Here is an 18728-nt window from a genome sequence, read left to right as displayed (position 1 = left end):
TAAAAAAATAATATATTTATAGCATCTCAACAAAAGCTTCTAATCTCGTTCTAAGCTGAGCAGTATCACTATTAGAATAATTAGTCTCTATTTGTAAATAAGACTTTCCGCATTCCTCTACAGTGCGTCTAATCTTTTCACCTTCTACAGCATAAGTATGACAAGAGCTTAAAATAACGTCCACTACACCATCTATTTTATATTCATCAATATATCTTTTTATAATATCCATTCTTTCATTGTTAGGACTCATAACAGAACAAGGTATATTTAAATATCTCTCAGCAATAGCCTCTATAGGCTCTTTATTCTCATCAACAAGCATCTCAAAATTCTTTGTCCCCACACAGCTTTCAAAGCATACAACATTTCCTCCCACCTCTTCAAGCTGTTTTACTATCTTTTCTACAAGCCCACCTGTAGGACAGCCTGTAATAAGTATCCTCGGAGTATTTTTATTAAATGGAGATTCACCTTTTTTATATTTATCATTAAAAGTATCAACTAAATTTTTTATCTCTTCTATATAGAGCTTCCTGTCAAATTTATAATTAGATGATTGTAAAGCTTCATGCATATCACTTCCCTTTATAGGAGAAGGCACTAATTTACCTAAATTAAAAAACTTTCTTATTACTTTTCTCTCTTCATTGCATAATTTTATAGCTTCTTTCAATTTTTCTTCTGTAATTTTTACGTTAAATTTTTCTTCTAATTTTTTTATAAGTTCTTTAATCTCATTTTTCCAAAGAGCAACAGCAAATTCATTCTTTGAATATGGAAGCTGCATAACATGTGTATCTTTTATCTCTCCCAAAAGCTCATACATCTTCTTCTTACCATCGCAAGTGGTTTCCCCTACTATAATATCTGAAAAATACATATAAGGACATTTATCTGTAACAGCAAAACCATAACTTGATTTTATTAGAGGACATAAATTCTTAGGCAAATACTTCTCAGCCTCTGGTATAGTTTCATCACTGGTAGAACATAATGACACCGCTATAGCATCAGCTGCATATATCACCTCTCTTGGCGTATATGTGCAAAAAGTACCAACTACTTTTTTCCCTTTATCCTTCTCTTCTTTCATTGTAATAAAGCCTTTTTTACGGGCATCATTAAAAGTTTCAAAAATTTCAGGTAAATAATTATTAGACATAGCATACACTCCTAATGTTTTTTAATATAAAAAATAGAAATGGATTCTATAACCTATAGAATTTAAAAGATTATATTATATGTCTTGTATATTTTTTGGATAAGTATGAAAAGACTACTATCAATTTGTTTACAGCAAAATCAATAATCATAGGCTATGATTATAATAAAATATGATAATTTGTCAATTGAAAATCATATATAATTCTTAATTGTTTAGTAATTTTTGCATTATACATTAAAAAATAAATTAAAGTTTTATATTTTATTATTTTTATAAATATAATATTATTAATATACATTAATTTTATAATAATTATTTTATTTATTTTTTAAAAAACTAATATACTTACTCATTTCATATTTAATAGAATAAATCATATAAATATAAAAAAAGGCATCAATAACAATAACGTTATCAATGCCGCTTTACAAAAATCTATAATTTTAGCTCAAAAAAGCTTGGAAAGTACTTCCAGAAGCACTACAAATAGGACATTCATCAGGAGAGCTTCCTCTTTCTATATATCCGCAAACAGGACATACATAATAACCTTCAGGTAATCCCTGTCCAGCAGCCAAATCTTTCATAGTTTTATCATATAACTGAGCATGTGTTTTTTCAACGCTTGCTATCATATTCATTAAATTAGCAACATCTTTATTACCCTCAGCCATAGCTACCTTACTAAAAGCAGGATACATTTTAGTATATTCATAAGTTTCACCTTTAATACCAGCTTGTAAATGAGCATTATCTGTAGATGTTTTAACAGGATTAATTTTAGCAGTTAAAGGTTTAGCAGTTAATTTGTTAGATATAGCCATATCATTTAAAAGTTTAGCATGTATAGCCTCAGCAGCAGAAGCAGCTTTGAACATAGTTGATACACTCTTATTTTGTGATTTTTTAGCAAATTCTGCGTACATAGCAGAAGCATTCATCTCTCCATTATAAGACTGCATCATGCCGTCTAATGTAGACTTCGCTGTTTGCGCATTGGCAAAGCTAAAAAAGATAAACATTAGTGAAATTAACAAAGATAATTTTTTTAACATAGTTATTCCTTATATAAAAAATTATTGTATTACAAAAAATATATGCATTTTAAAACATGAAACATAAAAAATAGTTAAATAATAAATATAAAATATTTATTGCTTTATAGGAACTAAATATGTAAAATCAAATTTCAATGTTTGGTCATACCTTATACCAACTTTATTTTCTTCTGTTAAGAATAATCCATTAACAAACCCCAAACTCAATACTATACCATTATCGAATACAAAATCTTTAGTAATGTTCAAGCCAAAATAAAATGGTACTCTATAAAATGGGTCACCTTCTACACTTATAAATTTATGATTTTTATTGATATACCAACCAGAAACAAATACTATAGGCTCTATCTTAAACCAAGTCATAACATCTATATTACCCCTTAGGAATAAAGCATGACCAAATTGTCCTGCAATATTATCTCTATCAACCAAATTATAAGAAGCCATATAAAGTATTGATAAATATTCACTATTAATACCGATTGCACCTACATAGTTTTCTGTTATAGCAGGACTTCCTTCTACAAAAGGATATTCATGCCCTCCATTATGCCAATAATGAACACCCAAATATGGAGTTGCTATATCATGAAGAAAATCTAAAGCATAAGTAAGCCCAACATCAAACCTTTCCCTATGTTTAGCATTGTGCTGTATCTGCCAATTCATATATATTTCGCCTCTTCCCCCCTTAAACCATTCAAAAGATGCTCCATATTCATAAAAACCATGCGTAAAAGGTTCATTATATTTATACTCTTCTGGTCCTTTAGCTATCAAAGTATTATCTGGAGTAGAACGAACAACTGGAGTCATATCCATTAAAGGGTCTCTTATAGGAGAAGGTAAATTATGCCCTCCCTTCATTGTGCCTATCCTTAATGCAATATATTCATTCGATAGTTGGGTGGTAACTATAGGAAAAACTCTTATACCCTGAGGAAACTCGAATGTAAATGGAAAAAATACAGAAGCCCCAACACTTAAAGTAATAAGCTCATTAAACTTTATATCAAAAGCTCCCTCTGTAAAATTTTCAAAATAAGTTAAAGTTGTTCTGGTTTCTTGCCAATAGGTATTTTCTCCATTATATGCATAGGAACTTGTAAAAAGCCTAAAATCAACAGTAGTATCAGCATAAATAACAAAAAACATTTGTAAAAATAATAAAACAGATATTATTATAATTCTCATAATTAACCCTCAATATTTATAGCCGACATTATAACATAATGATTATAAAAAATAAATTACAAAATATTTGATTATTATACAAAATAGGTATATAATTATTGCGAAATATAAAAATCATCAGGAGTATATTAATTATGGCAGAATTACGTTATAATCCTTTACTTGGAGATTATGTTATGATAGCAAGTCATAGGCAAGCACGTCCGCAAATGCCTAAAGATTATTGTCCTTTTTGCCCGGGAAGCGGCAAAGTACCAGACAGCTATGATGTTCTCTGTTATGATAATGACTTTCCTGCACTATCTTTTGAACCGCCTTATCCAGATGATGTAGACAATGGTAAACTATTTAGAACTGCGCCTTCCATAGGAAAATGTGAGGTAATACTATATTCTTCAGATCACAATACTACGCTTCCAGAATTGCCTGTTGAGCATATATTAAAGCTCGTAAAATTATGGCAGGAAAGAATGATTAAAATAGCTGAAAATAAAAAAATAAAATATATTATGCCTTTTGAAAATAAAGGTGAAGTAGTTGGGGTTACTATGCCGCATCCTCATGGTCAGATATATGGCTATAGCTGGATACCATTGAGAATTAAAAGAAAAATAGATATGGCTTCAAGCTACTATAATTTAAAAAATAGAAACCTATTTGCTGATATGCTCGATCAAGAAATTGAAGACGGAAGAAGAATCATATTTGAAAATGAAGACTTTGTATGTTTCCTTCCATTTGCTTCTGAATATCCTTATGGTATTATGATTATGCCTAAGAGGAATGTTATAGCAATAAATGATTTTAATGAAAAAGAATCTTTATCTTTAGCTGATACTTTGAAAAAAGCTACTACTACATTAGACACATTATTTGATATGAAATTCCCTTATATGATGTGTATGTATAGTGCTCCTGTAAATGATGGATTTAATTATAATGATATTTGGCGTTATCATATAGAGTTCTTCCCTCCTATGAGAAGTAAAGAAAAACAAAAATTTAATGCTTCATCAGAAACAGGTGCTTGGGCTCCTTGCAATCCTACCAGCCCTGAGGAGATGGCTGCTAATTTAAGAACTGCTTATTTTAGAAATATTGGGATGTAAATATAAGTGTCATTAAAAGTAAGTGTGATTATTCCTCATAGAATAGGTGAAAATATAGAAAGTACATTAGTAGGAATTTATCTATCTGATTATAATAAAAATAATATAGAAATATTTCAAGCTGAAGGTACTCACCCTACAGTGCAAAGAAATGAATGTTTAAAAAAAGCATCAGGAGATATCATATATTTTATAGATAATGATTCACTTATAGATCCGCTTAATATAAAAAGAGCAGCAGAAATATTTGAAAGCAATGAGAAAATAGCAATTGTTGGAGGACCTGCTATTCATATTATTTCAAATGCAAAAGAAAGATATATTGATTCTTGTATGCGTTCCTATTATGCAGTTGGCCCAATAGCAAATAGATATAGTAAAAACTCTTCTACTTATAGAGAAGGAACCGACAGAGATGTGATACTTTGCAATTTATTTATACGAAGAGATGTGATATTTGAAGCGGGGCTTTTTGATGAAAGTTTATATCCGAATGAAGAAAATGCATTAATTGATAAAATACTTTCTTTAGGGTATAAACTAATGTATGACCCTGAGATAATAGTAAGAAGACCTCCAAGAGGAAATTTAAAATCATATATAAAAATGTTACTTAACTATGGAAGGGGAAGATTTGAACAGCTTTATAAAAACTTCAATAAAAAAAACCTAATATTTACATTGCCTGCTTTCTTTAGTATTTATATATTATTACTGCCAATCATATTAGCCATTTATCTATGCAGCAAAATTAATTATATAGCTATATATTTTATTCCTGCTATAATATACTTGACAGCTACTATTTTAGCAGGAATAATAAAATCTATAAAAGAAAAAGGAATTATAAATAAAATATTAGGTATGTTTATATACCCATTTATGTTTTTTATAACGCATCTGTTTTATGGATTAGGTTTTTTTTATGCTATTTTTAGAATTATAACTGGTTATAAAAGAGTAACCAAATTTAGTATAAATAAATATAAATCATTTTCTTAAAAAATTATAAATTATGGTAAAAGACTAAAATGAAAAAAAGAGCTTATGCTATAATATATTCTGCATTGTCTATAATGCTTGGCGGTATTGGCATACAAAAATTCTACCTCGGCCAAACAAAGAGAGGCGTATTGCATGTTTTGTTTTTTTGGACTTTTATACCTACTATTCTTTGTGTAATAGATTTATTAAAGTTTACATTTATGACAGAAGAAGAATTTGATGATAAATATAATAAAATAGAATTAACTAATAGAAATAATAAAGGATATGATATAATTAATAATTCTCTAAAATATAATAAACTTATAAATAATATGTCAATCAAAATTAAAGATAATGAATTAAAAGAAAATATTAAAGAATTAAATGAGCTCTATAAAAATATAATAGAAATATCTGCAAAAAGTACTAACAATAATAAAATAGCAATAAAAGAATTAGAAAAACTTCTTGAATATAATATACCTACAATAATAAAAATAATAAACACATATATAGATTTAGAAAAATCAAAAATAGAACAAGATAATACAAAATTAAAAAATGATATAATGGATTCTATTATAGCAATGAAAGAAAACTTAAAAACAACATTAAATACAATATATAATAATAACATAATGGATATATCCAGCGATATAGAAGTGATAAAATCAACTTTAAAAAAATAGTATATGTATATTCTTTTGACAATTTACTTTTATTTATATATAATTGTTTTATTGTTTGAACAAAATATTTAAGGAAAGCTAATGAAGGGTTCTATTGTAGCTATAATATTTATAATAGTTAATGTTGTAGCTATTAGCATATTTATGATAGTAACTACTACTTCTATAAAAAAATCTATTCTCACTGAAGAGAAATTATCAAGAGAATATTTAAATAATATATTAGATATTTATTCTAAAAAAAGAGAAGCCTCTATACAATATTATAATGCAGTATCAAAAATACCAAGATTAGATACATACACAATAACTTCATTGAGTAATTATATAACAAGATTAAGTAAAATAGATATAGATGATAAATTAATAGAAAAACCGCTAACCTTTCAAGAATTTCAATATATTCAAGCAAGAATACAAGAAAATATAAATAAAATAGATTATACGGCAAGGAATTATCCTGTTTTAAGAACAAATCAATTTTATATGGAAGCTTTAAGAACAATAAGACCCATCATACAAGAAGAAAAAAAAGCGATAGAAACATATAATACACATGTAAATGAATATAATAGATTATCAACAATGCCGCCTTCAAATATAGTAGCAGGTATTATGGGAAAATTTCCTTTCTTACCATTTGAAACAGGCACAAATATCATTTCTCAAACAGCACATATATTTCAATAGTATTAAATTAATTTTATTTAATTATTTGCGGGGACTAGCCCCCCTGCGAAGCGTGGCCCTTAGGGTACACACCCCCAGTTCTTTTGCGACTGAAGGGAGTGCCCTTGTGGCGTGACACAAAAAACCAAAAAGACTGCATTTTTAAACTAAAATTAAGTTTTATTCTACATTATTTGATACATATTTTTTAGTATAAGGCTAAATAAATTGTACTTTTTGCAACTTTTTGCTATGGGAAAAAGTTGAAGAAAAAATTATAAAATATAATTATATAAGCAATATATTTTTTATAAAGTAAAATTCTATATTTCCGAGCATAAAAGTGATATGATTTTTATTTTTTAAGAGGATTATGTTTATGATAAACTCAGTTAGCAATGTATTATCTTTTAATGACAGCAATATATCTGCTAATAACAATAATACAATTTATAATCTATATGATGATAATAATAATAGTTTCGCTAAAATGTTAGATGAAGCAAAAAATAGTGAAGACATTTATTCTCAAAGTGTTACAAATAAATCTATAGAAAAAGAAGAAGATTATCAAAATAGTTTATCTTCTCAAAAAAATAATATAACAGATGAAAATCCTCAAAACAATGTTGAAAATACTGAAAATATAAGAAAAGAAAGTATTGAAAATAATACTGATGAAGATAAAAACACTGAATTAAAAGAAAGTGTAAATGAAGAAAAAACAGAAATATCAGAAAACAATAGCAAAGAAAATAAACATATAGAAAACGCTGAAAATACAGATAACAATGAAATTAAAAAAAATATAATAACTTCTAAAGAAAAAGCAAAAAAATTAATTGATAAAGCAGGACTCATAATAGAAAATTATAAGGCTGATAAAAAAGCACAAATAGATAAAAACACTAATATAGATAATAAAGTTAACGAAGAAAAATTATCTTCATTGCTTAAAGATATTGAAGATATAAAAGAAGAGTTAAAAAATATTAATTTAGAAGAATTAGATGAAAAAGATAAAAAAGAAATTATTGATTTAATAATAGCTTTAGAAAGTTTAGAGGATATTGCTATATCTTATCAAAATGATGATGAGAGTATTGAAAAATTATCAGATATATTTGAGTTGGTAGAAGTTCAAGACAATAACATAGAAGAAAATGCTAAAAATAATAATATAGAAAAAGCAGATGTAAAAGATGCAAAAGACATAAGAGATACAAAAATAACAGAAAATACAAATGACGAAATAGTTAATAATTCTACAGAAACTCTTATAAGCAATGATGATAATAATGTTGCTGATAAAAGAGAGATGAGATTGCAGGAAGCCAAAGAAAATGCAAATAACAACAGCAATTTAAATAACACTATATCCGATGAAAAAGGAAGCGAACTTACAATTATAAACATGAAAGATTCTTCTTCCAGTTTGAAAGGATATAATCATTATAACAATGTATCTAAAACACAAAATACTAACAACCTTGCCGAAAACATAATTAGATTTCAAGATTTGATGTCAAAATTGGTAGAGAAGGCACAAGTTGCTGTTAATAATGGTAAGAGTGAAGTTTTAATGTCGCTTAATCCTGAATATTTGGGCAAGGTGAGATTAAAAATAAGTATGGACGCTGATAACAATTTAGTTGGAAAAATATTTGTGGATAATGCTGAAATAAAAGACATATTTACAAAAAACTTAGACACTGTCATTAGTTCTTTAAATGAGATTGGAATAAACATAGAAGGTTTTGATGTAATGCTTAGACAGGATATGCCAAATGAAAATGGAGAGTTTGAGTTTGGAGGCAATAATTTAAATGGATTTGGAGCAGACAATATAGAAGAAGAAGTTGTAAGCGTACAAAATTATAATATAGTTCCAGAGAGAAAATTGAATTTATTAATATAAAAAATAATTAAATAAAAAATAACTTAGGAGATAAAAAATTATGATATCAGCAGAAGCATTAAGAATGAGTGATAAGGAGATAAGAATATTAAAGCAAGAAGTTGGAGCTTTTAACTTGCAGCATAATTTTGAAAGAGACCCTGCTAAAAACTCTTTAGGTAAAGATGACTTTTTAAAACTCTTAACAGTACAAATGAGCCATCAAGACCCATTGTCTCCTATGGATAACAGAGATATGATAGCACAGCTTGCACAGTTTTCTTCTGTAGAGCAAATGACTGAAGTTAATAAGAACTTAGAATCTATGAAAACATTTTACTCTAGTCAAAGTGGTTATTCTATGCTTGGCAAAAGTGTTGAGGTAATGGACGAGGCTGGAAATAGATTCTTAGGACCTGTTGAGATGGTTATGGAAAATGACACTGGAGTTGCTTTGGCAGTTAGAACAGCTAACGGACTTATAACTGTTAGACCTGAAGATGTTATGATAGTACACTCAAGTGGAGATTTAATGGCTTCAGAATCTGCAGCAACTACTGCAATTATGGAAAATCAAAGCGAAGATGAAGCTACAAAAATATTCAAATCATCATTAGCAGATAAAGCTCAAATAGTAAGACCTTCAGAAGATGACGGAAATGGTGATGAGGTTGTTAATAATTCTGTTATGATGACAGCGAAAGAAGATAATAAACAAAACGAAGAAAAAGCTAGTATAGGAAACAAAACTATTAAGAAATAATAATTAATATAATACAATATATATCTAATGTATTAAGCAATATTTATATTTGAGCTTAAAAAATGCAGTCCTTTTGCTTCTTTGGGTCACCACCGAGTAGGTGCCTATTCGGCAAAAGAAGTGGGGGCTGGGGCAAAGCCCCAGAATAATAAATTTAAATAGTTTTTAATATGATGCATTCTTTATATAAAAATCTAATTTAGAAACATTTATAAAAACTCTTTGTAAATTCTCTCTTGAATCTTCTAATTTATAATCTTTAATTGAGTTTATAAAATCATCTAATAAATTACTAAGATTAGTTATTTTATTTTCCATAGCTTTTTTTTCAAGAAGCTCTATTTTTCCTACAAATGAACTGTCAACATTATCTATACCAGAAAATGCAATATCCGATAAAATAATTTCTAATTCTTTAACAATTTCTTTCAAAATCATAAACATTAATAAGCAGTAGCTGTAGTTGTCTCTGTTGTTGTATTATTAGAACCTTCTACTATTGATTTTGCTTTGTCTTTAATTTTCTTGTTTGCAGAAGAGTCGGCTAATTTTTTAATGGCATCAAACATCTCTCCAGTAGGCATAGAATCACTATAAAGATTTAATACCTCAAGAGTAATATTTTCAGAATTATCATTTTGAAGTCTATAAAGCAAAAGCTCCTGAATCTCTGGCTCTGTCTTATAATTATTTAAAGCTTTAATAGCATATATTCTCACAGATTCGCTATCATTTTTGCAAGCTTCAACAATATCTTTTTTAATATCCCCATAAGCGCTATACTCTGGAAGTATATAAATAACCCTCGCAGTAACTTCAGGTAAATCCTCTTTTAATATCTTCTGTAATATCTCATAATTTTCAGCACTCGGATAAGCACCCATTGCAACTATTCCCATATAGCGAACTAAAGCAGCTTCCCCTGCATTTTGTGCCGCATTCCTGCAAATAACTTCGCCTTTAATATCTTTTGTCTCAGAAAAATATCTTAATATCTCTATCTTTGTACTGGAGCCAATAACATCATTAGTATATTTCTCTGCCAAATAATCTGAAGCTAAAGTAGATTTAATAGCTCCCAAAGCATTTATCATACTGTCTAATATAAGACCAGATTCATTGCTGATAGAAGACATAATACTTGACTCGTATTTTATATCAGGATAAATAGAACATAAATAATAAGCCTCTTTTCTCACACTATCATCTTCATCTACTATAGCATAATCTATTATAGTTTTTCCTTTATCATTAACATTTTGTTTAAAGAAATTTATTATCTCTATTTTTATTTTGTTATTTTTTTCATTTGGATAATATTCCACCATAGCAGATATATCATTTTCATTTTTAGTCTTTTTTATTCTTGAAATAGCCGATATTTTTTGAGAAGTAGTTCCATATTTAAAAGTGTTCATTAATTCATCATTTACTTTATATTCTTCATTTAAAACAGCTGATGTAGTTTCATTAGTAGATGAAGAAATTTCATTAGTATTTTGGGCAGTCAAACTAAAAGAGATAATTAATAAAAACAAAATAACAAATTGTTTCATAAAACATAATACCTTTAATTTAAAAAACCTCCTCATTTCTTGTTAAAGAAAGAAGGAGGTTAAAGTTTCTAATAATATACATAAAAATTAATTAATTTCCAGTATATACAGTTTCCTTTCTCACATCAAGAGTAGATACAAAACTATTATATTTATCCATATCTGCTTGATTTTCAATAATTATAAACTCATATCTTCTAAGATTAGCTTGAACATTAGACTCAGGCAATGCTTCGCCGAGCGGTTTTTCAATTAATCTATTAGCATCAACCCCATTATTAACCAAATAAGCCTTAGCATTTTTTACCCTATTAACAGATAAGTTGTAATTATAGGGATAAGCTATTCCCTTATTGCTGGTATGTCCTTCTATTACTAATCTAACATTAGGATTCTTATCTAAAAACTCCATTACTTGAGCAAAAGCAACATTAGCATTTGCAGGCATAGCAGTCTTAGCAAATCCAAATATTATTTTAGGATTAGTTTCAAATACTCTTCCCCTTTGAGAATCTCTTATAGAAGTACCTTGAGGCAAATAGAGCTCACTAGTATTAGTAACAGCTTGAGGTTCTTCTTGTACAGCCAAAGCAACAGGTTCTGCATTTTCTGCAGGTGCCATTTCTGGAGTAGTACCGCAAGATATTACAAAAATAAATAAAGCAAAAACAAATAATAATTTTTTCATAGCCTTTACCAAAACCTTAGATATTAATTTTCTTTATTAACATCGACAGTTTTTGCAAAGTCATTATACTTTTTTAAATCTGCTTCATTCATTATTACTATAAATTCAGTTCTTCTATTAGCTTCTAAAGTAGGATATTCTGGAAGAGCCTCACCAAAAGCATTTTTAAGAAGTCTGTTATTTTTAGTACCTAATTTTATTAAATAATTGTAACTAGTATCAGATCTTCTTACAGATAAATTGTAGTTGTAAGGAGCTTTACCTTCTTTACTAGAATTACCTTCTACCATAATTCTTATTTCTGGATTGTTGTTTAATATAGTATAAACTAAATTATAAGCCTGTTTATACTCTCCTATTTCTACAGCTTTATCGAATTGGAATTTTACTTCATATATTCCAGACTGCTTGCCGACATCGCTTTTAGCTTTAGGGTCATAAAGCTCTAATACCTTTCCCCTAGGAGTTTCTCTCACTCTAACACCATCTGGAAGGTTTAATTGAGTATTAAATCCAGATGTATTTTCTGGAGTAGTCGCCTTAGGTGTGCTGGAACAAGCAACTACTGTAGTTAAAATAAATGATAGAATTAATATTATCTTTTTCATTTTTTCCCCAATTATTTAAAATTATTCTTAAACAGTAAAACCATATTATTATGAATTAGTAAAATTATCAAGAAAATATTAGTAAAATAATATAAATAGCTTGCTTTTTTTTATCTGCATGTTATAATAATTAAACTTTAATTGCGGGCGTCGTATAATGGTTATTACCTTAGACTTCCAATCTAAAGATGACGGTTCGATTCCGTTCGCCCGCTCCATTTTTTAATTCACTCAAACGGCTTGTCTTTTCTAAAATCTGGTAAATAATTCTCACTGCTTTCCATCTCTTGACCTAGTATATTTTCAAAACCTAAATCTAATGCAAAGTTTAATACTTCATTATATTCTTTAACATATAGTTTTCTGTTAATATTATCATAATCTTTTGCCATAAACTCTGGGCTATATTGAGACATTAAAGAAATATAGCTATTTAAAAATCCTCTCTCTTTTAATTCTATTAATATATCATAAGAATCAGATTCATTATTTGGCAAAATTAAATGCCTTATTATTATGCCGCTTTTGGCAATATCATTTTCATCTATAATTAAATCACCAACCTGATTTTTCATTACAGTTATAGCATTAATTGCAACATCAAAATAATTCTCTGCTCTGGAATATTTTATAGACTTCTCATTATTAAAATATTTTAAATCAGGCAAATAAATATCAACTATACCGTTTAAGCAATCTAATAATTCATTAGTGTCATAACCATTTGTATTATAAACTATAGGCAAATTCAAACCATTTAATAATGCTATTTTTAAAGCCTTTAATACAGGATAAATTACATGCGTTGCACTTACAAGATTAATATTATTAGCACCTTCTCTCTCTAAATCTAAAAAATAAGATGACAATATATCTAAATCTATAACTTCTCCAATGCCTTCTGAGCTTATTTGATAATTCTGACAAAACACGCAAGATAAATTGCAATTAGAAAAAAATACTGTTCCGCTTCCGCTCTTTCCAACAAGCATAGGCTCTTCACCAAAATGCAAAGTATGAGAGGCTACTTTTATATGATTAGTGTCTTCAAAAATCTTACATCTTCCTATTTTGTTACTATTTCTGTCTGTTTTGCATAAATGCCCGCAGCATATACAGCTGTCATAAAGTGAATGAGCTTTTTCTATAGCACTGTCAATATAATATAAATGTTTTTCAGTATAACTATTAAAATTTTTATCAAAAAACTTCATTTTCATCATTTCCTATAATACGCACTTCAGCATTTAACTTTATACCTGTTTTAGTGTAAACTTCTTCTCTCACCTTTTTCATTAGTTCAAAAATATCTCTTCCCGTAGCATTATTATAATTAACAATAAAATTAGCATGATACGGCGAAACCATAGCTCCCCCTACCCTTGTGTTTCTCATATTAAGTGAATCTATTACCTTACCCGCTATCATATTAGTTTCATAATCATTCAAAAAAGTACTTCCCGCAGACGGATATTTATATTGATTTTTGTTTTTTCTGTCTCTTATATATTTATTCATATCTTTTTTAATTATTTTTTTTAAGCCCTTATTTAATTTTAGCCTCACATCTATTATAATGTATTTCTTATCTTGGAACACACTTTTTTTATAACCATAATTACATTCATCTGCCTTTATATGCATATATTCAATATTGTCATCTATAATTCCAACACTATCTACAAACTCTGATATAGAATGTTCATAACATCGAGCATTCATATACGCTGCTCCGCCAATACTGCCAGGAAGACCATACAAAAACTCTAAACCTGTAAAACTATTTCTATAAGCGTATTTTACAACATCTATAACATTAGCCCCAGAATAAGCTAAAATATTATTGCTAGTCTGCTCTATTCTTGTAAAAAATCCTGTATGTATTATAGGAACTTCTATTACCTTATCCAAAAAAAGCACATTGCTTCCGCCGCCTAAAATAATATATCTTTTATCAGCATCATTTAAATATTTAATTAAATCTATAAAACCATTAATAGTTTCAGGCATATAAAAATGAAGTGCTTTAGCATTTACTCTAAAAGTATTATATTTTTTTAATGAACAATTTTGTTTATATAGAACACCGTTAATTTTATGCATATATTTATCCTAAAAAATTATTAAAAATAATATACTTGAATAAACACAAATTGTCAAAATATTTTTAAATATGCTTAAAATTTTTAACTTTGTAAAAATTTATATTTTTTAATTTAAAATATTTGTGGGGCTTTGCCCCACACCCCCAGTTCTTTTTGTGACCAAAAGAACCAAAAAGACTGCATTTTTAAGCTACAATTAGGGTATTACCCTATATATTTAATACATTAGCAATATATAAAGTTATAATAATTGCACTTTCGCGAAGCGTGCCCGAAGGGCGAAAACTTTGACGAAGTCCGCACCGCGACCGTAGGAAGTGCCTGCGACTGAAAGGAGTACCTTTAGGTATGGGTGCGAAGGCGGGAAAAAGTTGAAAAAAAAACTCTATAAAAAATATAGTTGTTTCAGTATATATAAAAAATCTTGACATTAGAGTGCACTTCAATGTTATAATAAATGCTATAATAAAACATATTTAATAATGAGGAGTATATATACATGTTATTAGAAAAAAACTTGGAAGAAGCTAATTCTGGAAAGAGAATAAATGCTAAAGGATATGCTGTTCATAGCAAAACTGACACATTTAAGCCTTTTGAGTTTTCAAGGCACTCTATGGGGGACAATGACATTTTAATAGAGATAATGTATGCAGGAATATGTCATAGTGATATACACTCTGCAAGAAGTGAGTGGCATGAGGGAATATACCCAATGGTACCTGGTCACGAAATTGCTGGAAAGGTTGTAGCTGTTGGAAAGAATGTTACAAAATTTAAAGTTGGTGATTATGCAGGTGTGGGCTGTATGGTAAACTCTTGCGGAGAATGCGAGGCTTGCAAAAGAAGTCATGAACAATTTTGCGAAAGAGGTCAAACTGTGCTTACTTATGACTGTAAAGACCATTTTCACAATGATGAGCCTACTTACGGCGGATATTCAAACAATATAGTAGTAAGTGAAAAGTTTGCTATCACAGTGCCAAAAGATGCACCAATGGAAAAAGTTGCTCCGCTTTTATGTGCTGGTATTACAACATACTCACCTCTTAAATTCTCTGGTGTTAAAAAAGGTGATGTAGTAGGTGTTGCTGGTTTCGGCGGACTTGGTTCTATGGCTGTAAAATATGCTGTTAATATGGGGGCAGATGTTTATGTATTTGCTCGTAATGATAAAAAGAAAAAAGAAGCTTTAGAGATGGGAGCAAAAGATTTATTTACTTCTACAAAAGATATTCCTATCCGTTTTGATTTAATAATATCAACTATTCCTACAGGATATGATGTTAATAATTATGTTGACTTATTAAAATATGGCGGAGAGATGGCTATTGTAGGGCTTCCTCCTGCTGAATTAAAACAGAGTATAGATTTGGCAAGATTAATATTCTCAGGTGGTAAAAAAGTTTATGGTTCTATGATAGGCGGTATTAAAGAAACTCAAGAAATGCTTGATTTTTCTCTTAAACACAAAATATACCCAGAAACTGAGATTATTGCTGCTAACCAAATAGATGAAGCTTATCAAAAACTTACAAGCGGTCAAGCTAAATTCAGATATGTAATAGATATGAAAACATTACAGTAATTTTTAATTATTATATAGATAAATATTTTTTTAATTTCTTTTTATTTTATAATATATTAATAGGTGTATTTAACTTTAATACGCCTATTAATGTTTTTAAATATAAAATTTTTAATAACTATAATAAATATATCTCAAAACAAAAATTGAGGAAATATTTTATTTTTATATAATTTTACACATATTGCAATAATCATCTTATTGTTTATAATACAGTTAACATATTTTAACGGTTTGTAAAATGGAAGAAGATAAATATATTTTTGAAAAATTAAAATTAAATTTAGACAGAAACTTTCCTGTAGAAAATGATAATCATATAGATAATAATAAAGAATATTCTAATAATAATTCTAATGATGAAAGTTTAGTGATATTAGAAACAAAAAGAAATATATCAAAAATAAAAGAGTATTCAAAAGATATTAATGATGCTGATATTAATCCTGCTTTAGAAGAAATGATTTCTATACTTGATAATATGGTTGCTTATTCTAAGGCCAACAAAGAAGGAGAGAAAAAACTGCAAAAGATAAATGAATATCATCTTCCTACTGCTATAAAAATGCTTAAATATTATATTGATTTTTGTAATTTGCCTGTAAAAAATGCTAATATAGAAAAAACTTCTTTAGAAATAGAAGATGCTATAATAAAATTAAATGAGGCTTTAAAAAAAATGCTTCTTGAAATGAATGAAAACAAATTAATTGATATAAATAGCGATATAGATGTATTAAAAAATATGCTTGAAAAAGATGGATTAATATAATTTTTTTGGAGGTTTTGATTTATGCAAGAAAATAATTCTTTAAGTTTGGATATTCAAAAAAGTATAGATTCTAAAATAAATGAGAATGATAATAACAAAATAAAAGAGCTGTCTAATAGTATAAACTTAGAAGATTCTCTTTCTATAATGTCTTATGGTTCTGCTGCACAAAGTAAAATGGTGCAGTTTTCTGAAAACACTTTAAGCAGTGTAATGAATAAAGATTTAGGAGATATAGGAAACACTATTAGCGATTTAATAGTAGAACTTAAAGGTTTTGACATAGAAAAAGAGTCTAAAGGTATATTTGGATTTTTTAAGAAAGGTATTAATAATTTGAGCAAATTAAAAACTAAATATTCTAAAGTAGAAGTTAATATTGACGGCATAATCAAGATATTAGAAAATCATCAAAGAACATTATTAAAAGATATTAGTATATTAGACCAAATGTATGATTATAATTTAGACTATTTAAAAGAACTTGAACTATATATTAAAGCTGGAAAAGATAAATTAAATAATGAAATAAACAAAAAAATATTAGAACTTGAAGAGAAAGCAAAACAAACAAACACACCAGAAGATGTTCAAGCTGCAAGAGATTATAAAGATTTAGCTAATAGATTTGAAAAAAGAATACATGATTTAGAATTAACCAAAACAGTATCAATACAAACTATACCACAAATAAGAATGGTTCAAAACAATAATGTAGTGATGAGTGAAAAGATACAATCTACACTTGTTAATACTATACCTTTGTGGAAGAATCAGATGGTATTAGCTATAGGGCTTTATCATTCTAATGAAGCTGCCAAAGCACAAAGAGCAGTTACAGACACCACTAATGAGCTTCTTAGAAAAAATGCCGATATGCTAAAAACTTCTACTATAGAAACAGCAAAAGAATCTGAAAGAGCTATAGTAGACATTGAAACATTAAAACATACAAATGAACAATTAATTTCTACATTGGACGAAGTAATAAAAATACAAAATGAAGGCAGAGAAAAAAGAAAAAATGCTGAAATGGAATTGTTAAACATTGAAAACGAACTTAAAAACAAGATATTGAATACAAAAGAGTGATTATGATTTATTTAAAATATGTTTTTAATAATGAGTATAATGGCAATATAGAAAACTTATCAAAAGAGATGGCTTATAACCATTATAACAAAAATAACTTAACAATAAAAAGAAATGATAATGGTAAGCCTTATTTTGAAAATGAAGATAATATATTTTTTAATGGTTCCCATAGCAATGATTTAATTTGTGTTGGAATGTCTGATAGACTTATAGGGGTTGATGCCGAGTTTATTAAAGAGAGAAAATTTTTGGATATTGCAAGTGAATATTTTTCTTTTAAAGAATGCAAGTTCTTAAAGGCTTCAAAGAAATTAGAAATAGATTTTTTTACTTTGTGGACATTAAAAGAGGCTTATGTTAAAAAACTTGGTAAAGTGATTTTTGATATAAAAGATTCTATAGAAATAGATTTAGATGAAAGAGTGATATATAATACAGATAATTCATTTTTTGTCACATTTATTCTCGATGATTCTTATATAATAAGTTTATGCTCTGATATGAAAGATAAAGATGTTATAATAACAACTGATGACTTTAATCTTAATATGCTATTTGCTTATCCTGTACTCCCTCAAATAGATATTTCTATATAAAATTTTTTATTGTGTAAAAATATATTTATCTACAAGTATTTCATAATTTTATAAAAAATAATATATAAAATAAAATTATACAAATTATTTACGACATAAAAATATTACAAAAAATAATTATCTTATATATATATAAATTTTACCGAATATAATAAACAAAATTATATTAAAATATTACAGGAT

The 18728-nt window shown here is 27.7% G+C and carries 19 protein-coding genes and 1 tRNA gene; 11 read left to right on the top strand and 9 right to left on the bottom strand.

Annotation, left to right across the window (positions count from 1 at the left end):
- Positions 1-16 precede the first annotated feature (16 nt).
- From R4I97_RS08420 to R4I97_RS08410, 3 genes are all read right to left on the bottom strand, one after another.
- The gene (locus tag R4I97_RS08420) at positions 17-1165 is read right to left on the bottom strand and encodes a double-cubane-cluster-containing anaerobic reductase (protein WP_335784616.1); all 1149 of its coding nucleotides are present in this window, start codon (positions 1163-1165) and stop codon (positions 17-19) included.
- A 446-nt stretch (positions 1166-1611) separates the two neighbouring features.
- Positions 1612-2223 carry a rubrerythrin family protein gene (locus tag R4I97_RS08415; protein WP_335784615.1) on the bottom strand — a complete coding sequence of 204 codons (612 nt, stop codon included), beginning with the start codon at positions 2221-2223 and terminating at the stop codon, positions 1612-1614.
- A 96-nt stretch (positions 2224-2319) separates the two neighbouring features.
- Positions 2320-3423: a hypothetical protein gene (locus tag R4I97_RS08410; RefSeq protein WP_335784614.1), complete on the bottom strand. Its 1104-nt coding sequence runs from the start codon at positions 3421-3423 to the stop codon at positions 2320-2322.
- A 134-nt stretch (positions 3424-3557) separates the two neighbouring features.
- On the opposite strand from R4I97_RS08410, the gene galT reads away from it, so the two are divergent.
- The 6 genes from galT to R4I97_RS08380 all read left to right on the top strand — a co-directional run bounded on the left by galT (position 3558) and on the right by R4I97_RS08380 (position 9537).
- The gene (gene galT, locus R4I97_RS08405) at positions 3558-4532 is read left to right on the top strand and encodes a galactose-1-phosphate uridylyltransferase (protein ID WP_335784613.1); all 975 of its coding nucleotides are present in this window, start codon (positions 3558-3560) and stop codon (positions 4530-4532) included.
- 6 nt (positions 4533-4538) lie between these two features.
- Positions 4539-5534, top strand: a complete 996-nt coding sequence (locus R4I97_RS08400) for a glycosyltransferase (protein ID WP_335784612.1) — start codon at positions 4539-4541, stop codon at positions 5532-5534.
- A 29-nt stretch (positions 5535-5563) separates the two neighbouring features.
- The gene (locus R4I97_RS08395; RefSeq protein WP_335784611.1) at positions 5564-6208 is read left to right on the top strand and encodes a TM2 domain-containing protein; all 645 of its coding nucleotides are present in this window, start codon (positions 5564-5566) and stop codon (positions 6206-6208) included.
- A gap of 81 nt (positions 6209-6289) precedes the next feature.
- Positions 6290-6898, top strand: a complete 609-nt coding sequence (locus tag R4I97_RS08390) for a LemA family protein (RefSeq protein WP_335784610.1) — start codon at positions 6290-6292, stop codon at positions 6896-6898.
- A 358-nt stretch (positions 6899-7256) separates the two neighbouring features.
- On the top strand, positions 7257-8795 hold the full coding sequence (locus tag R4I97_RS08385; RefSeq protein WP_335784609.1) for a flagellar hook-length control protein FliK: 1539 nt from the start codon (positions 7257-7259) through the stop codon (positions 8793-8795).
- Positions 8796-8835: 40 nt separating this feature from the next.
- The gene (locus tag R4I97_RS08380; RefSeq protein WP_335784608.1) at positions 8836-9537 is read left to right on the top strand and encodes a flagellar hook assembly protein FlgD; all 702 of its coding nucleotides are present in this window, start codon (positions 8836-8838) and stop codon (positions 9535-9537) included.
- A gap of 165 nt (positions 9538-9702) precedes the next feature.
- On the opposite strand, the gene R4I97_RS08375 is transcribed toward R4I97_RS08380, so the two are convergent.
- The 4 genes from R4I97_RS08375 to R4I97_RS08360 all read right to left on the bottom strand — a co-directional run bounded on the left by R4I97_RS08375 (position 9703) and on the right by R4I97_RS08360 (position 12389).
- On the bottom strand, positions 9703-9975 hold the full coding sequence (locus R4I97_RS08375) for a hypothetical protein (RefSeq protein WP_335784607.1): 273 nt from the start codon (positions 9973-9975) through the stop codon (positions 9703-9705).
- Between the two features lie 5 nt (positions 9976-9980).
- A complete protein-coding gene (locus R4I97_RS08370; protein WP_335784606.1) occupies positions 9981-11093 on the bottom strand; it encodes a HEAT repeat domain-containing protein in 1113 nt (370 codons plus the stop codon).
- 91 nt (positions 11094-11184) lie between these two features.
- Positions 11185-11781, bottom strand: a complete 597-nt coding sequence (locus R4I97_RS08365; protein ID WP_335784605.1) for an OmpA family protein — start codon at positions 11779-11781, stop codon at positions 11185-11187.
- A 23-nt stretch (positions 11782-11804) separates the two neighbouring features.
- Complete coding sequence (locus tag R4I97_RS08360; RefSeq protein ID WP_335784604.1) at positions 11805-12389, bottom strand: OmpA family protein; 585 nt, start codon at positions 12387-12389, stop codon at positions 11805-11807.
- Positions 12390-12532: 143 nt separating this feature from the next.
- Between R4I97_RS08360 and R4I97_RS08355 the strand changes: the two genes are divergently transcribed.
- Positions 12533-12607 (top strand) — tRNA-Gly (locus tag R4I97_RS08355).
- Between the two features lie 9 nt (positions 12608-12616).
- Here the strand turns inward: R4I97_RS08355 and R4I97_RS08350 are convergent.
- Both R4I97_RS08350 and murB read right to left on the bottom strand, forming a co-directional pair.
- Entirely contained in the window at positions 12617-13603 is a 987-nt protein-coding gene (locus R4I97_RS08350) for a radical SAM protein (protein WP_335784603.1), read from the bottom strand.
- Positions 13590-14492: a UDP-N-acetylmuramate dehydrogenase gene (gene murB / locus R4I97_RS08345; RefSeq protein ID WP_335784602.1), complete on the bottom strand. Its 903-nt coding sequence runs from the start codon at positions 14490-14492 to the stop codon at positions 13590-13592. Before murB ends, R4I97_RS08350 begins: the two co-directional genes overlap by 14 nt.
- 501 nt (positions 14493-14993) lie before the next feature.
- Here murB and R4I97_RS08340 point away from each other — a divergent pair.
- The 4 genes from R4I97_RS08340 (at position 14994) to R4I97_RS08325 (ending at position 18545) form a co-directional block, all read left to right on the top strand.
- The gene (locus tag R4I97_RS08340) at positions 14994-16082 is read left to right on the top strand and encodes an NAD(P)-dependent alcohol dehydrogenase (protein WP_335784601.1); all 1089 of its coding nucleotides are present in this window, start codon (positions 14994-14996) and stop codon (positions 16080-16082) included.
- Between the two features lie 241 nt (positions 16083-16323).
- Positions 16324-16854, top strand: a complete 531-nt coding sequence (locus tag R4I97_RS08335) for a 5-bromo-4-chloroindolyl phosphate hydrolysis family protein (protein ID WP_335784600.1) — start codon at positions 16324-16326, stop codon at positions 16852-16854.
- Positions 16855-16875: 21 nt separating this feature from the next.
- Complete coding sequence (locus R4I97_RS08330; protein ID WP_335784599.1) at positions 16876-17946, top strand: toxic anion resistance protein; 1071 nt, start codon at positions 16876-16878, stop codon at positions 17944-17946.
- A gap of 2 nt (positions 17947-17948) precedes the next feature.
- Positions 17949-18545 (top strand): 4'-phosphopantetheinyl transferase family protein, encoded by a 597-nt coding sequence (locus R4I97_RS08325; protein ID WP_335784598.1) that lies wholly within the window; start codon positions 17949-17951, stop codon positions 18543-18545.
- Positions 18546-18728: the final 183 nt, after the last annotated feature.

Origin of the sequence: Brachyspira pilosicoli (genome assembly GCF_036997485.1) — a bacterium.
GTDB lineage: Bacteria > Spirochaetota > Brachyspiria > Brachyspirales > Brachyspiraceae > Brachyspira > Brachyspira pilosicoli_C.
This window is presented reverse-complemented; position numbering and strand designations above follow the sequence as displayed.

Coding starts and splice junctions, on each gene's coding strand:
- R4I97_RS08395 (WP_335784611.1), top strand. CDS start 5,564: ATGAAAAAAAGAGCTTATGCTATAATATATTCTGCATTGTCTATAATG.
- R4I97_RS08380 (WP_335784608.1), top strand. CDS start 8,836: ATGATATCAGCAGAAGCATTAAGAATGAGTGATAAGGAGATAAGAATA.
- R4I97_RS08325 (WP_335784598.1), top strand. CDS start 17,949: ATGATTTATTTAAAATATGTTTTTAATAATGAGTATAATGGCAATATA.
- galT (WP_335784613.1), top strand. CDS start 3,558: ATGGCAGAATTACGTTATAATCCTTTACTTGGAGATTATGTTATGATA.
- R4I97_RS08410 (WP_335784614.1), bottom strand. CDS start 3,423: ATGAGAATTATAATAATATCTGTTTTATTATTTTTACAAATGTTTTTT.
- R4I97_RS08375 (WP_335784607.1), bottom strand. CDS start 9,975: ATGATTTTGAAAGAAATTGTTAAAGAATTAGAAATTATTTTATCGGAT.
- R4I97_RS08370 (WP_335784606.1), bottom strand. CDS start 11,093: ATGAAACAATTTGTTATTTTGTTTTTATTAATTATCTCTTTTAGTTTG.
- R4I97_RS08340 (WP_335784601.1), top strand. CDS start 14,994: ATGTTATTAGAAAAAAACTTGGAAGAAGCTAATTCTGGAAAGAGAATA.
- R4I97_RS08360 (WP_335784604.1), bottom strand. CDS start 12,389: ATGAAAAAGATAATATTAATTCTATCATTTATTTTAACTACAGTAGTT.
- R4I97_RS08350 (WP_335784603.1), bottom strand. CDS start 13,603: ATGAAGTTTTTTGATAAAAATTTTAATAGTTATACTGAAAAACATTTA.
- murB (WP_335784602.1), bottom strand. CDS start 14,492: ATGCATAAAATTAACGGTGTTCTATATAAACAAAATTGTTCATTAAAA.
- R4I97_RS08390 (WP_335784610.1), top strand. CDS start 6,290: ATGAAGGGTTCTATTGTAGCTATAATATTTATAATAGTTAATGTTGTA.
- R4I97_RS08415 (WP_335784615.1), bottom strand. CDS start 2,223: ATGTTAAAAAAATTATCTTTGTTAATTTCACTAATGTTTATCTTTTTT.
- R4I97_RS08365 (WP_335784605.1), bottom strand. CDS start 11,781: ATGAAAAAATTATTATTTGTTTTTGCTTTATTTATTTTTGTAATATCT.
- R4I97_RS08385 (WP_335784609.1), top strand. CDS start 7,257: ATGATAAACTCAGTTAGCAATGTATTATCTTTTAATGACAGCAATATA.
- R4I97_RS08420 (WP_335784616.1), bottom strand. CDS start 1,165: ATGTCTAATAATTATTTACCTGAAATTTTTGAAACTTTTAATGATGCC.
- R4I97_RS08335 (WP_335784600.1), top strand. CDS start 16,324: ATGGAAGAAGATAAATATATTTTTGAAAAATTAAAATTAAATTTAGAC.
- R4I97_RS08330 (WP_335784599.1), top strand. CDS start 16,876: ATGCAAGAAAATAATTCTTTAAGTTTGGATATTCAAAAAAGTATAGAT.